Origin of the sequence: Denitratisoma oestradiolicum (assembly GCF_902813185.1) — a bacterium.
GTDB classification, from domain to species: domain Bacteria; phylum Pseudomonadota; class Gammaproteobacteria; order Burkholderiales; family Rhodocyclaceae; genus Denitratisoma; species Denitratisoma oestradiolicum.
Map to the genome: position 1 here is coordinate 3,947,108 of NZ_LR778301.1, position 12,905 is coordinate 3,960,012.

Consider the following 12,905-nt stretch of genomic DNA (forward strand, 5'->3'; position numbering starts at 1 on the left):
GACCGGGATCAATCCTTGCGCGAGGGGAACATGACCGTGGCCTCACCCTCGATCACCACCCGGTCGCCCACCCGGCAGGTGGTGTCCAGGATCACACGCTTCTTTTCCACCAGCACTTCCTTGATGGTCACCGTGGCGGTAACCGTGTCCTCGGGCCGCACCGGGGAGCGGAAGCGGGCGTTCTGGGCCATGTAGATGGTGCCCGGGCCAGGCAGCTTGTTGGCCAGCACGGCGGAGATCAGGCTGGCGGAGAGCATGCCGTGGGCGACACGACCCTTGAAGATGGTGGCTGCAGCGTACTCCTCATCGATATGGATGGGATTGACGTCGGTGGAAACACCCGAGAACAGGATGATGTCGGTTTCGGTGATGGTCTTGGAAATGCTGGCTGTCATGCCGACCGCGAGATCTTCGACAAAGCGTTCCTGGATGGGATGCATGGGGGGGTGTCTCCGCTGTGATGGGGTACGGGGCATGTTAACGTGAAAAAGCATCAACGGCGCCGAGTGTGACCCGTCGAGCGTAGCGAGCCAATCAGTAGCCCCGCCCCGGGAAGGGGGCGTAGGCGGGGTTGCGCGAAGCACTGCTTCGCGCCGCCGAAGCCGGCCGGCTGTGCAAAGCCGGCCGTGGAACGGGGGTGGGGGGCGTTCAATTTACTTTGGCGCATTGGCATCTCCGGGGGTGGCGCTGGCGACCATGCGCGTTACAGGGCGTGCAGCCGATCGCCCCGAATGAACCCCACCAATGACATGGGTATGCCCCTGCCCAGGGCGATCACCTTGAACAACTCCCCCATTTCGTTGGGCGACAGCAGCACATTCACGGCCCCACCGGCACGCAGGGCGGCCGCCCCCGGGGCGCCGTCGCGGCGGGCATCGAGCAGGCCGGCGATGCCGCAGTTCATCAAAAAGCTGGCCTGGCTGGTGTAGCCCAGAACATCCAGGCCGGCGCCGTGGCCGGCCTCGGCGATGGCGGTGAAATCCACATGGCTGGTGATGTCCGACAGGCCCGGCCACCAGTAGGGATCGTCGTGGCTGCGGTGACGGTAGTGGCAGCGCACCGTGCCCCCATCCCGCTGGGGATGGTAGAGCTCGTGGCCGGGCAGGCCGTAGTCGATCAGCAGCAGGGCACCCCGCACCAGGCGATGGCCCCATTCGGCAGTCCAGGCCCGGGCCGCCAGGCTCAATTCGTTCCGGTAGGGGGCTGTCACCGGCAGGTCCGCAGCGGCTTCACGGAGAACGGCGTCGGCCGGGCGCGATGCATCGATGAATCGCCCCTCGGCATCCATGGCGACGCCCCGTTCCAGGAGCCCACCCTCGCTCCATTCCAGGGCATGGACCGGCATGGCGTCCAGCACCTCGTTGCCCACCACGCAACCGGAAAATCCCTCCGGCAGGGCATCGAGCCATGTCACCCGCTCCAGCAGATGGGGCGCCTCGGCGGCCAGGGTCTCCTGCTGGCGCGCCCGCAGCTCCCCCGACAGCTCCAGGATCAGATAGCGCTCCGGGGGCTGCCCCATGCGCTCCAGGGCCAGCAGCAGATCCGCCGCCAGCCGGCCGCTGCCGGCGCCCGCCTCCAGCACCACCGGCGCCGAAGCCGCCAGCACCTGGGCCACCTGGACCGCCAGGGCCTGGCCGAAGAGGGGCGTCAGCTCCGGGGCAGTGACGAAATCGCCAGCCTCGCCGAACTTGCGGGAACCCCCGGCGTAATAACCCAGGCCCGGCGCATAGAGAGCCAGTTCCATGTAGCGAGCGAAGGATATCCAGCCGCCGGCGGCCTGGATTTCGCGGGCGATCAATTCGACCAGGGCGCGACTGGCGTCCTGGGCATCGGCGGAGGGTTCGGGGAGTTGGGTGCGCATAGGGGCGGCATTGTAAGATGCGCGGCCTCCCCGCTCAAAAGCGCCACGGCAGAATCCCCATGAACCCAGCCTTCGATCTGAAGCGCCGTTTCGGCGGCGTAGACCGGCTCTACGGCCCCGGCACCTTGCGACGCCTGGCCGGTAGCCATGTCTGCGTGGTCGGCATCGGTGGCGTCGGCTCCTGGGCGGCGGAAGCGCTGGCCCGCTCCGGCGTGGGCCGGCTGACCCTGGTCGACCTGGACCACGTCGCCGAGTCCAACGTGAATCGCCAGATCCACGCCCTGGAAGACAGCCTGGGTCAGGCCAAGGTGCAGGCCATGGCGCAGCGCATCGCCGGCATCAACCCCGCCTGCCTGGTGCTCACCCTGGAGGAATTCATCAGCCCGGAGAACGTGGCGGAACTGTTGCCGGCCTGCGACGGCGTGGTGGATGCCATCGACCAGGTGCGCGCCAAGGCGGCCCTGATCGCCCACTGCCGCCGTCTGGGCCTGCCGGTGGTCACCACCGGCGGCGCGGGCGGGCGCAGCGATCCGACCCGGCTCAAGGTGGATGACCTGTCCCGCACCACCCAGGATGCCCTGGCCTCCAAGGTGCGTGCCCGGCTGCGCAAGGAATACGGATTCCCCCGGGACCCGAAGAAGAAGTTCGGCGTCGATTGCATCTATTCCGACGAGCCGATCCAGCGCCCCCAGGCCGCCGCCTGCGATGTGGACGAGGGGCAGGCCCACGGCGCCACCGACCTGGCCCTGCACGGCCTCAACTGCGCCGGCTACGGCTCCTCGGTCTGCGTCACCGCCCCCTTCGGCTTCGCCGCCGCAGCCCGCATCCTGGGGCGGCTGCTGGCCTGAGCCAGGCGACTGCCCTGCCGCCCTTGTTCACACTGCGCTGGACTCTTTCCTGATAGCTCGCCTGATGAGCCTCACCGCGAGTACACTGGCGATGCCATATGGGAATCGCACCGTCACGTGCGAAAGGGAGCCACAAGAATGAACAGCAAGCAACTGCCGACCCTCGCCGTCGATAATCGGGAATCGACCTTGGACACCATTTTGCCAGCGCCGGCAAAATGGTCGGGGTCGTCAAAGGGATTTCCCGAATGGTCGGCGAATATCGCTCCCCCAACAGGAGAGGAAAACAATAGCCTCTCGATTTCGAGAGTTTTAATTCCCTCGAAATCGTGGGAATTGGTAGCTTGGGAATGCCACCTATGAAACATGATTCTGTTATCGGCGTTGAACCGGAGATTCTTCGTTGGGCCAGGAAATCGGTCGGGCTGACCGTTCTCGATGTTGCCGACATGCTCAAGCGGCAGCCCGAAGAGATCGAGGCATGGGAGGACGGCAGGAGAGCACCGACCTACCCGCAACTGGAAAAGTTGGCTTATCAAATATACAAGCGCCCGCTGGCGATATTTTTTCTGCCCTCGCCCCCGGAAGAAACTCTGCCGCAACGGGAGTTCCGCACCTTGCCTGACGCGGACATGCAAACTCTGGCACGAGACACCTACCTGCACATCCGCCGCGCCCACGCCTACCAGATCGGATTGCAGGAGTTGTTCGACGGTCGCAACCCCGCCGAGCGCCATATCTGGAACACCATCACGCTTTCGTTATCACAAGACGTTACGTCGCAAGCCGTGGTCATTCGCAATTATCTGGGCATCTCACTTGATCAGCAGACAGCCTGGAAAAGCGACGAGCAGGCGCTGAAAGAGTGGCGCAAAACGATTGAGGGGTGCGGCGTCTTCATCTTCAAGGCTGCTTTCAAGCAGAAGGACATCTCCGGCTTCTGCCTGATGGACGAGCATTTGCCGGTCATCTATCTGAACAACAGCACTACCAAGACCCGCCAGATATTCAGCTTGCTGCACGAACTCGCGCATCTGTTGTTGAGCATGAACGGTTTGAGCAAGTTCGATACGAGCTATATCGATCAATTGCCCAAGAGGGAAAAAGAGATTGAACGCTTCTGCAACGCCATCGCCGCCGAAGTACTGATTCCGGGAATGGACTTTGCCACCCAAGCAAAGCAATTTCCAGCCGACGTGGAAAACGCAAACGAAGCGCACTTCTCAAACCTCGCTGATAGGTATGGCGTCAGTCGGGAGGCAATCCTGCGGCGTTTTCTCGATCTGGGGCGAGTCAGCAGGACTTTCTATGAGAGCAAGGCAAAGTTCTGGGCCACACAGAAGCAGCAGGGCGGTGGGGGCAACTGGTATCTCAACCAGGGGGCGTACATCAGCGACCGTTTTGCCAGGGAGGTCGTCAGTCGACATTACCGGCACCAGATCAGTCTGGAGCATGCCGCCGACCTTCTGGGTATCAAGCCCAAAAGCTATGCCGGATTCGAGGAGCGCGTCCTGCAAGGGGCCGAAGCATGAACTATGTCTTCGATACCAGTTCTATTCGTTCCCTCCAGCACTTTTATCCGCGCGTGTTCAAGAGTATCTGGGATGGTCTGGATGGGCTCGTCGCAAAGAGTGAGCTGATTTCCACACGCGAGGTATTCAACGAAATCGAAAGACAGGACGTCAGCGACGAAGTCCTGGCATGGACAAAGAATCACAAGGCCATGTTCTCCACACCGACCGGGGCTGAACTCCTGTTCGTGGCCGAGATATTCAGGATCAGGCACTTTCAGGGCTTGATCGGCGCACAACAACGGTTGAAGGGAACGCCCGTTGCCGACCCCTTCGTGATCGCCTGCGCCAAAGTCAACCAGGCAACGGTGGTGACGGAAGAAGGATGGCAACGCGGGGGCAAGTCGCTTGTGCTCAAGCCCAACGCGGCCAAGATTCCCAATGTCTGTGCTCACTTCAAGATTCCCTGCATTGATCTGGAAGAGTTCATGCACCAGCAAGGATGGACGTTCTGATGGCAGGCCGGCAAGAACTCAATCACCTGGATCAGCAAGGAAAGCCGGCCGAAACTAGAGCCGCACATCGAAGACCTGCAGAACCTACCACGCGAGGCACAGCATTACCGAGGCCGACCTTTTTGACAACCGCCTCATCTTTGGCAACAAGCCGTGGCGCTACCTGCTGATTCCCCACGGCAGGACCATGGAAAACATCACACTTGAGGGACTGGCGGCGCGGTTCGCCTGAAGGCGGAGGGTTATCCGCGATTCCTGGTCCGGGAATCAGGGCAAGTCCCGGGGAGCCGGTCCGGGCAGGTATACTTTCCCGCCATGAATCCTCTCCCCGAATCCACCCCCGTCGTGCTGGTGACCGGTGCCGCCCGTCGGGTGGGCGCCGCGATTTCCCGTGAGCTTCACGGTACCGGGGCACGGCTGGTCTTGCATTACCGACGCTCGGCGGACGAGGCCCTGGCCCTGGCGGGTGAGCTGAACCAGTTGCGTCCCAATTCCGCCTGCACCGTGCAGGCCGACCTTTGCGACGTGCCGGCCCTGGAGCGGGTGGTGGCGGAGACGGTGGCCCGCTACGGCCGGCTCGACGGCCTGGTGAACAACGCCTCCAGTTTTTTCCCGACGCCGATGGGCAGCATTGATCAGGAGAACTGGCACGAACTGATGGGCAGCAATCTGCAAGGCCCCCTGTTCCTGGCCCAGGCGGCGGCGCCCCATCTGCGCGCCACGGGGGGCGCCATCGTCAATATCACCGACATCCACGCCGAGCGGCCCCTCAAGGGCTATCCGCTCTATAGCGCCTCCAAGGCCGGTCTGCTGGGCCTGACCCGGGCCCTGGCCATCGAACTGGCGCCCCGGGTGCGGGTCAATGCCGTGGCACCGGGGGCCATCGCTTGGCCCGAGAGTGGCGATGACTTCCCGCCCGAGGAGCGGGAGGCCATCATTGCCCACACTCTGCTCCAGCGCATCGGCAGTCCCGCCGACATTGCGCGTACCGTTCGTTTCCTGCTGTTCGACGCCCCCTACATCACCGGCCAGGTGATCAATGTGGATGGCGGCCGCACGGCCCAGCTCTGACGCGTATGGAAGCCAATTTTCCGCTCCGGTCCATGAGATACGCGAAAGGCAGGAAGGCCCACCCCCTCCCGGCCTCCCCCTCTCCGGGGGAGGTGACGATGATGGCTCGCTACGCTCGGCTATTTGACTTGCCGTTTCAATTCGCTGTTTCACGTTAATAACTCCATGTCACTCACTGCAAAACAGGCCGAGAAGGCTAATTTCGAATCCAACAAGCTGGCCAAGCGGTTACGCCGGGAAGTAGGGCAGGCCATTGCCGACTTCAACATGATCGAGGACGGCGACAAAGTGATGGTCTGCCTGTCCGGCGGCAAGGACTCCTTCGGCCTCTTGGACATCCTGCTGTTCCTGCGGGAGAAGGCGCCGATCCATTTCGACGTGGTGGCGGTAAACCTGGACCAGAAGCAGCCGGGCTTCCCCGAGCATGTGCTGCCGGATTACCTGAAGGATCTGGGTATTCCCTTCCATATCGAGGAGGAGGACACCTATTCCATCGTCAAGCGGGTGATCCCCGAGGGCAAGACCACCTGTTCCCTCTGCTCTCGCCTGCGGCGGGGCATCCTCTACCGGGTCGCCGACGAGCTGGGGGCCACCAAGATCGCCCTGGGCCATCATCGGGACGATATCCTGGCGACGCTGTTCCTCAACATGTTCTTCGGCGGCAAGCTGAAGTCCATGCCGCCGAAGCTGGTCTCCGACGACGGCCGCCACATGGTGATCCGCCCCCTGGCCTATTGCCGTGAGAAGGATCTGGAGAAGTGGGCGGAAGTGCGCCAGTTCCCCATCATTCCCTGCAATCTCTGCGGCTCCCAGCCCAATCTCCAGCGCCAGCAGGTGAAGCAGATGCTGCTGGACTGGGAGAAGCGCTTCCCCGGCCGCATCGAGACCATGTTCCGCAGTCTGGCCCATGTGGTGCCCTCCCACCTGATGGACCGGGAGTTGTTCGATTTCCCCAACCTGAAGGTCAGCGGCGTGCCCGATCCCGACGGCGACCATGCCTTCGACCCCGAGACCTTTTCCGACAATTCCGTGATTCCGCTGATTCCGGCGGATGAGTAATTTCCTGACGAGCCTGCCATGACCCTCACTCTCGACAGCATCCAGTCCTTCCACGCCCCCCGCCGCGTCCTGATGGGGCCGGGGCCTTCCGACATGCATCCCCGGGTGCTGACCGCCCTGGGCCAGCCGGTGATCGGCCATCTGGACCCGGCCTTCGCCGGCATGATGGAAGAGCTCAAGCTGCTGCTGCGCTACGCCTTCCAGACCGAGAACGCCCTCACCTTCCCGGTCTCCGGCCCCGGCTCGGTGGGCATGGAGACCTGCTTCGTGAATCTGGTGGAGCCCGGCGACAAGGTCATCGTCTGTCGCAACGGCGTGTTCGGTGGGCGCATGATCGAGAACGTGGAGCGCTGCGGCGGCGTGGCGGTGGTGGTGGAAGACGCCTGGGGCGAGGCGGTGGACCCGCAGAAGCTGGAGGATGCCCTGAAGGCCCATCCCGACGCCAAGGTGGTGGCCTTCGTCCAGGCCGAGACCTCCACCGGCGCCCTGTCCGATGCCCAGACCCTGATCGAGATCGCCCATCGCCATGGCTGCCTGAGCATCGTGGATGCCGTCACCTCCCTGGGGGGCAATCCCCTGCGGGTGGATGCCTGGGGCGCGGATGCGGTGTATTCCGGCAGCCAGAAATGCCTCTCCTGCACCCCGGGCCTGTCGCCGGTGACTTTCGGCGAACGGGCCCTGGAGCGGCTGAAGAACCGCAAGCAAAAGGTGCAAAGCTGGTTCATGGACCTGAACCTGGTGCTGGGTTACTGGGACGCGGCCAAGCGCACCTACCACCACACCGCGCCGATCAACAGCCTCTATGCCCTCCACGAGTCCCTGCTGATGCTGAAGGAGGAAGGCCTGGAACAGGCCTGGGCCCGCCATCAGCGCCATCACCTGGCCCTCCGAGCCGGCCTGGAGGCCCTGGGCCTGGGCTTCGTGGTAAAGGAGGAAGCGCGCCTGCCCCAGCTCAATGCGGTCCATGTGCCGGCAGGCATCGATGAGGCCCTGGTGCGCCGGCGCCTGCTGGAACAGTTCAATCTGGAAATCGGCGCCGGTCTGGGTCCCCTGGCCGGCAAGATCTGGCGCTTCGGCCTGATGGGCCATTCCTGCCGGGAAGAAAACGTGCTGCTGTGCCTCGACGCCCTGGCCCGCACCCTGGCCGAACAGGGCCATCCGGCGGATGGCGCAAAATCGCTCCAGGCGGCCCGGGCCGCCTATGCAGTGCCAAACGCATAGGGCGCCCCCTTGAATCTCCAGCGCCGGGAGCTCTGTATTCTGGTCGTCGAGGTTGCCGGCAGTTCACTGCTGTACGAAAAACTCGGGGATGCCCTGGCCCGGCGAGCCGTCGAACACTGCCTGCAAGGGGCGGCCCAGGCGGCCCTGCGCCATGGCGGACGGGTGCTGAAGACCCTGGGTCACGAATCCCTGCTTTCCTTTGATACGGCCGAGCAGGGAATCCAGGCAGCCTGCGCCATGCAGCAACAGGTGGCAGGGCTGGCGCCGACTTCCGGTGTCCGCCCGGGAATACGCATCGGCCTGCATTACGGAGGAGTACTGGAGGAAGGGGGCGAACTCTTCGGCGACGGGGTGAATACAGCGGCCCGGCTGGCCGAACTGGCCCAGGCCCATCAGATCATCGCCAGTGCCGACGCCCTGGTGGCACTGTCCCAGGCCGACCGGGACCGGGCCGGCCACCTGAAACCGGTAGTGCTGAAGGGCAAACGGGAGCCGATGGTGGTGGCCGAAGTCGCCTGGCAGGAAGATGAAACATCGGATTTGCCGTCAGACTCCGTTTTCCCCACCGAAACCCAGGGCCTGCGGCTACGCCTGCGCCACGGAGGCAGGCAGAATCTCTTTATCGATGCCCGGCGGCCCGCCCTGAGCCTGGGCCGGGGTAGTGGCAATGATCTGGTGATCCGGGACACCCGTGCGTCGCGCACCCATGCCCATATCGAATTCCGCAGCACCTGCTTTGTGCTGACGGACCAGAGCAGCAACGGCACCTACGTGGCCCCCGAGGGCCAGGCCAGTTTCCTGGTGAAGCGGGAGGAAGCCATCCTGCGGGGCCGGGGCCGGCTCAGTTTCGGCCACCCCTGGGCCGAGGGGCAATCCGAGTTTGTGGACTATCTGCTGCTGGACTGAGCAGCCGGTGGTCCCGGTGGCGCGCCACCGCTGATCTTGCCGTGGCCCAGGAGGGACCAAAGAATACCCAGCAGGCTGGTGATGACGATGAAGGCGACTATCGTCAGAAAGCGGCCGCCCCCCGGTTCCCGGACGGGTTGCTTGTTCCGTTCTTCCATAATGGCGGCCGTGTGTTGGTGAATGGGATTACTTCGCCGCCTGGGCGTCGTTCTCGCACTTCTTGATGAAGGCCCCCTTGGCGGCCCCGGCCAGTTTCTTCTCCTGGGCCATGCTCTCGCAATTGGCGTTCGGTGCCTTGGCGGGCTCCGGCTTGGCCTCGCCACCCTTGGCGGAGAGGCAGTCCTTCATGAAGGCCTTGCGGGCATCCCCCTTCATGTCCTTGACCTTGGCCTCGGCATTGCAGGCCTTCATCTTTTCCTGTTGTGCCTTCTGGGCCTCGCTGGCGGCCTGGGCGCCAACGGCGAGGAACGTGATACAGGCGAGAACAATCAGCTTTTTCATGGCGAAACTCCTGAGTGTGATGAAAGGGAGAATTTGCCGGGACGAGGCAAATCTACGACGCGCCATCATGCCATCAGCAAATCCAGATCGCATATTACGCCAGGCATCGGCCGTAAGTCACGGGTAGCGCTCAAATGTCGCCGGCGCCAGCTTCCAGGGCCTGCTGCTGACGATCTAGGAATTCCTGCATGCAATCGATACCGCGCAGTTGCAGGATGGTGGAGCGCACCGCCGTTTCCACCAGCACCGCCAGATTGCGACCGGCCGCCACAGGGATGGTGACACGACGAATCGGCACCCCCAGGATGGTTTCGTTCTGGGCATCCAGAGGCAGGCGGGCGGCCTGGGGCACGCCGGCCTGAGGGCGCTGCAGATGGCAGATCAGGCGCAGGCGCATCTTGCGCCGGCAGGCGGTTTCACCAAATACGGTGCGAATGTTGAGCAGGCCGAGGCCGCGAACCTCGATGAAGTCCATCAGCAGCTCGGGGCAATGTCCTTCCAGGGCCTCGGGGGAGAGGCGGGAAACTTCCACCACGTCGTCCGCCACCAAGCCATGGCCCCGGGTGATCAACTCCAGGGCCAGTTCACTCTTGCCCACGCCGGAGTCCCCGGTCAGCAGGACACCCAGACCCAGCACATCCATGAAGACCCCATGGAGCGAGATGGTCTCGGCAAATTCCCGCGACAGGTAAAGGCGCAGGGCATCGATCACCAGGGCCGCCGGCTGGGGCGTGGAGAACAGTGGAAGATTGCCCTTTGCACATTCTTCCTGCACGAAATAGGGAACTTCGCAGCCGTCGGCCACGATCAGGCCCGGGGAGCAGGCAGCAATGAAGTCCTGCAGCTGCTGGCGCATTTTCCTCTCGGGAGTGCGCTGGGTCCAGGCGATCTCGGGGGTGCCGAAGACCTGGAGCCGCTCGGGATGGATCACATTGACGTGGCCCACCAGATCGGCTGGCGAAATATCGTCCCGAGCCACGAGGATGGGATGGTGCAGGTTGCCGCAGATATGGGTCAGCGACAGACGCTCGCGCTTGGCCTCGAACAGCTCGGCGATGGTCAGCTTGCGCGCCATTGGGCAAACAGGGTGTGAAGGGCAGCACCGTCCGGCGCCGCCGCCAGGGCCTCGCGGAAGGCCCGATCGGAGAACATCTGTGCCAGTTCCGAGAGCAGTTGCAGATGCCGCTCGGTGGCGGCTTCCGGCACCAACAGCACGAACAGCAGGCCAACCGGCTGACCGTCGGGGGAGTCGAAGGGCACGGGCATGGCCAGGCGCAAAAAGGCCCCCACGGCCTCTTTGATACCCTTGATGCGTCCATGGGGGATGGCAACGCCTTGCCCCAGGCCAGTGGAACCCAGCTTCTCCCGAGCGAACAGGGCATCGTAGACGGTGGCCCGGGCGATGCCATGCCGGTTTTCGAACAGCAAACCCGCCTGCTCGAAAACCCGTTTCTTGCTGCTGGCATCCAGATCCACCAGGATGTTGTCTACCGGCAATGTTTTTGCAATCTGATTCATCGGAATCGGTCAGGACCGTCGCAGCGATGGGGCGGGATGCACCTTACAGGGAAACCCCCACCCATTGATCAGGGTAAAGGGCGCCTATTGGAGTGCTTTTCACCGCATCGCCGCTATGTCCGCAAAAAGGTCACTCGGTCGGATGATGCTTGTCCCGGGCATGCTCGGTGACCCGTTCCTTGTGACGCACCACCTGACGGTCGAGCTTGTCCACCATGGCGTCGATGGCAGCGTAGAGATCATCATCGGTGGCGTCGGCATAAATGTCCTTACCCTTCACGTGCAGGGTGACTTCCGCCTTCTGGCGCATTTTTTCCACGGAAAGGATGACGTGGACACTGGTGACATGGTCGAAATGACGAATCACGCGGTCGAGTTTGCCGGTGGCGTAATCGTGGATGGCGGGGGTGACCTCCACGTGATGGCCGGTAATGTTCAGGTTCATGGTGTCTCCTTTCAGAGCGTCTTTCTCAGGTTGACCGGCGGGATGTTCAGGGATTCGCGGTACTTGGCGACGGTACGCCGCGCCACCACAATACCCTGCTCGCCGAGGATTTCCGCGAGCCGGCTGTCCGAGAGCGGCTTCTTGCCGTTCTCGGCGCCGACCAACTGCTTGATCAGCGCCCGGATCGCGGTACTGGAGGCCGCGCCGCCGCTATCGGTGGCGACGTGGCTGCCAAAAAAGTATTTGAGTTCAAAAATGCCCCGGGGACTGGCCAGGTATTTCTGGGTGGTCACCCGGGAGATGGTGGATTCGTGCAGTCCCACCGTGTCGGCGATTTCCCGCAGGGTCAGGGGCCGCATGGCCACTTCGCCATGGTCGAAAAAAGCCCGCTGTCGATCCACGATGGCCTGGGTCACCCGCAGGATGGTGTCGAAACGCTGCTGCACGTTCTTGATCAGCCACTTGGCTTCCTGCAGGTGGCCTGCCAGGCTGCTGCCCCGGTTCTGGCGCAGGATATTGGCATAGAGCCGGTTGATGCGCAGCCGGGGCATGGCCTCGCCGTTGAGGCTGGCCAGCCACTGACCACGCAGCTTGCGCACCACCACATCGGGCACGATGTAGCGGGTATCCAGGGCCGCGTACTGGGCGCCGGGCCGGGGGTTCAGGGTGAGGATCAGGGCCTGGGCGTCCCGCAACTCGTCGTCGGAACAGTTCAGGGCTTTCTTGATGCGGATGAAATCCCGCGCCGCCAGTTGGTCCAGATGATCCCTGACGAGAGTCCGGGCGAGTTCCTTGGCCGGACAGTCGGGCCGGGCCAACAGTTGGAGCTCCAGGCACTCCCGCGGGTTGCGGGCACCGATACCCGCCGGATCGAAATGCTGCAAATGGCGCAGGGCGATCTGCAATTCCTCCAGTTGCTCCTCCCGGTCACCGCCGAAATCCTCAGGCAGCAGATCCAGCAAATCCTCCAGGGACTGGGTCAGGTAGCCATCCTCGTCCAGAGCCTCCACCAGAAAGGCCACCAGAGCCCGCTCCCGGGCGCTGACCTGGGTCAGGGCCATCTGGGTCAGCAGGTGATCCCGCAGGCTGGTGGCTGCGGCCTGAATATCCCCGGCATCGCTGTCGTCATCCGGATCCCGGTTGTTGCCATGGCCCATGGGCAGCTCACTGCCCCAGCCGGGTTCGTCGCCTTCCGGGCCAGGGGGCGTGTCATCCCGCTCGGGAGGCGCTTCGGGGGTTGTGGTCTGGGTAAGAAGGTCCGCGGGGGGGGCGAAGGCGGCACCGTCGTCGCCCGGCTCAACACGTTCCAGCAGGGGATTTTCCTGAAGGAACTGCTCGATTTCCTGGTTGAGTTCCAGCGTGGACAGTTGCAGCAGCCGGATCGACTGTTGCAACTGGGGCGTCAGGGCCAGGTGTTGGGAGAGCTTGAGCTGAAGCGTCTGTTTCATG

General features: G+C 63.5%; 16 protein-coding genes. 8 read left to right on the forward strand and 8 right to left on the reverse strand.

The annotated features are described in order from the left end of the window. Positions 1-8: 8 nt before the first annotated feature. On the reverse strand, positions 9-440 hold the full coding sequence (locus tag DENOEST_RS18000) for a MaoC family dehydratase (protein WP_145770433.1): 432 nt from the start codon (positions 438-440) through the stop codon (positions 9-11). 263 nt (positions 441-703) lie between these two features. Further along, on the reverse strand, positions 704-1,861 hold the full coding sequence (locus DENOEST_RS18005) for a class I SAM-dependent methyltransferase (protein ID WP_145770432.1): 1,158 nt from the start codon (positions 1,859-1,861) through the stop codon (positions 704-706). 59 nt (positions 1,862-1,920) lie between these two features. Between DENOEST_RS18005 and DENOEST_RS18010 the strand changes: the two genes are divergently transcribed. From DENOEST_RS18010 to DENOEST_RS18045, 8 genes are all read left to right on the forward strand, one after another. Beyond that, the gene (locus DENOEST_RS18010) at positions 1,921-2,709 is read left to right on the forward strand and encodes a tRNA threonylcarbamoyladenosine dehydratase (protein WP_145770431.1); all 789 of its coding nucleotides are present in this window, start codon (positions 1,921-1,923) and stop codon (positions 2,707-2,709) included. 138 nt (positions 2,710-2,847) lie between these two features. Continuing rightward, the gene (locus DENOEST_RS18015; protein WP_145770430.1) at positions 2,848-3,072 is read left to right on the forward strand and encodes a hypothetical protein; all 225 of its coding nucleotides are present in this window, start codon (positions 2,848-2,850) and stop codon (positions 3,070-3,072) included. Beyond that, positions 3,069-4,241: an XRE family transcriptional regulator gene (locus DENOEST_RS18020; RefSeq protein WP_145770429.1), complete on the forward strand. Its 1,173-nt coding sequence runs from the start codon at positions 3,069-3,071 to the stop codon at positions 4,239-4,241. Before DENOEST_RS18015 ends, DENOEST_RS18020 begins: the two co-directional genes overlap by 4 nt. Then, positions 4,238-4,735 carry a PIN domain-containing protein gene (locus DENOEST_RS18025; protein ID WP_145770428.1) on the forward strand — a complete coding sequence of 166 codons (498 nt, stop codon included), beginning with the start codon at positions 4,238-4,240 and terminating at the stop codon, positions 4,733-4,735. The genes DENOEST_RS18020 and DENOEST_RS18025 overlap by 4 nt, the downstream gene beginning before the upstream one ends. Positions 4,736-5,050: 315 nt before the next feature. Next, on the forward strand, positions 5,051-5,806 hold the full coding sequence (locus DENOEST_RS18030) for a pteridine reductase (protein WP_145770427.1): 756 nt from the start codon (positions 5,051-5,053) through the stop codon (positions 5,804-5,806). Between the two features lie 165 nt (positions 5,807-5,971). Further along, positions 5,972-6,865: a tRNA 2-thiocytidine(32) synthetase TtcA gene (gene ttcA, locus DENOEST_RS18035; protein WP_145770426.1), complete on the forward strand. Its 894-nt coding sequence runs from the start codon at positions 5,972-5,974 to the stop codon at positions 6,863-6,865. Between the two features lie 18 nt (positions 6,866-6,883). Then, positions 6,884-8,086: a pyridoxal-phosphate-dependent aminotransferase family protein gene (locus DENOEST_RS18040; protein ID WP_145770425.1), complete on the forward strand. Its 1,203-nt coding sequence runs from the start codon at positions 6,884-6,886 to the stop codon at positions 8,084-8,086. Positions 8,087-8,095: 9 nt separating this feature from the next. After that, positions 8,096-8,992 (forward strand): adenylate/guanylate cyclase domain-containing protein, encoded by an 897-nt coding sequence (locus DENOEST_RS18045; RefSeq protein WP_145770424.1) that lies wholly within the window; start codon positions 8,096-8,098, stop codon positions 8,990-8,992. On the opposite strand, the gene DENOEST_RS18050 is transcribed toward DENOEST_RS18045, so the two are convergent. The 6 genes from DENOEST_RS18050 to DENOEST_RS18075 all read right to left on the reverse strand — a co-directional run bounded on the left by DENOEST_RS18050 (position 8,974) and on the right by DENOEST_RS18075 (position 12,904). Further along, positions 8,974-9,150 carry a hypothetical protein gene (locus DENOEST_RS18050; RefSeq protein ID WP_170228167.1) on the reverse strand — a complete coding sequence of 59 codons (177 nt, stop codon included), beginning with the start codon at positions 9,148-9,150 and terminating at the stop codon, positions 8,974-8,976. The genes DENOEST_RS18045 and DENOEST_RS18050 overlap by 19 nt on opposite strands. Before the next feature lie 28 nt (positions 9,151-9,178). Further along, positions 9,179-9,493, reverse strand: coding sequence for a PsiF family protein (locus DENOEST_RS18055; protein ID WP_145770423.1), 315 nt, complete (start codon positions 9,491-9,493; stop codon positions 9,179-9,181). Between the two features lie 130 nt (positions 9,494-9,623). Then, positions 9,624-10,568, reverse strand: a complete 945-nt coding sequence (hprK, locus tag DENOEST_RS18060; protein ID WP_145770422.1) for an HPr(Ser) kinase/phosphatase — start codon at positions 10,566-10,568, stop codon at positions 9,624-9,626. Continuing rightward, a complete protein-coding gene (ptsN, locus tag DENOEST_RS18065) occupies positions 10,553-11,011 on the reverse strand; it encodes a PTS IIA-like nitrogen regulatory protein PtsN (protein ID WP_145770421.1) in 459 nt (152 codons plus the stop codon). Before ptsN ends, hprK begins: the two co-directional genes overlap by 16 nt. Before the next feature lie 130 nt (positions 11,012-11,141). Then, a complete protein-coding gene (hpf, locus tag DENOEST_RS18070) occupies positions 11,142-11,456 on the reverse strand; it encodes a ribosome hibernation-promoting factor, HPF/YfiA family (RefSeq protein ID WP_145770420.1) in 315 nt (104 codons plus the stop codon). Positions 11,457-11,467: 11 nt separating this feature from the next. Next, positions 11,468-12,904, reverse strand: a complete 1,437-nt coding sequence (locus tag DENOEST_RS18075; RefSeq protein WP_145770419.1) for an RNA polymerase factor sigma-54 — start codon at positions 12,902-12,904, stop codon at positions 11,468-11,470. Position 12,905 lies beyond the last annotated feature (1 nt).

Coding starts and splice junctions, on each gene's coding strand:
- DENOEST_RS18000 (WP_145770433.1), bottom strand. CDS start 440: ATGCATCCCATCCAGGAACGCTTTGTCGAAGATCTCGCGGTCGGCATG.
- DENOEST_RS18005 (WP_145770432.1), bottom strand. CDS start 1,861: ATGCGCACCCAACTCCCCGAACCCTCCGCCGATGCCCAGGACGCCAGT.
- DENOEST_RS18010 (WP_145770431.1), top strand. CDS start 1,921: ATGAACCCAGCCTTCGATCTGAAGCGCCGTTTCGGCGGCGTAGACCGG.
- DENOEST_RS18015 (WP_145770430.1), top strand. CDS start 2,848: ATGAACAGCAAGCAACTGCCGACCCTCGCCGTCGATAATCGGGAATCG.
- DENOEST_RS18020 (WP_145770429.1), top strand. CDS start 3,069: ATGAAACATGATTCTGTTATCGGCGTTGAACCGGAGATTCTTCGTTGG.
- DENOEST_RS18025 (WP_145770428.1), top strand. CDS start 4,238: ATGAACTATGTCTTCGATACCAGTTCTATTCGTTCCCTCCAGCACTTT.
- DENOEST_RS18030 (WP_145770427.1), top strand. CDS start 5,051: ATGAATCCTCTCCCCGAATCCACCCCCGTCGTGCTGGTGACCGGTGCC.
- ttcA (WP_145770426.1), top strand. CDS start 5,972: ATGTCACTCACTGCAAAACAGGCCGAGAAGGCTAATTTCGAATCCAAC.
- DENOEST_RS18040 (WP_145770425.1), top strand. CDS start 6,884: ATGACCCTCACTCTCGACAGCATCCAGTCCTTCCACGCCCCCCGCCGC.
- DENOEST_RS18050 (WP_170228167.1), bottom strand. CDS start 9,150: ATGGAAGAACGGAACAAGCAACCCGTCCGGGAACCGGGGGGCGGCCGC.
- DENOEST_RS18055 (WP_145770423.1), bottom strand. CDS start 9,493: ATGAAAAAGCTGATTGTTCTCGCCTGTATCACGTTCCTCGCCGTTGGC.
- hprK (WP_145770422.1), bottom strand. CDS start 10,568: ATGGCGCGCAAGCTGACCATCGCCGAGCTGTTCGAGGCCAAGCGCGAG.
- ptsN (WP_145770421.1), bottom strand. CDS start 11,011: ATGAATCAGATTGCAAAAACATTGCCGGTAGACAACATCCTGGTGGAT.
- hpf (WP_145770420.1), bottom strand. CDS start 11,456: ATGAACCTGAACATTACCGGCCATCACGTGGAGGTCACCCCCGCCATC.
- DENOEST_RS18075 (WP_145770419.1), bottom strand. CDS start 12,904: ATGAAACAGACGCTTCAGCTCAAGCTCTCCCAACACCTGGCCCTGACG.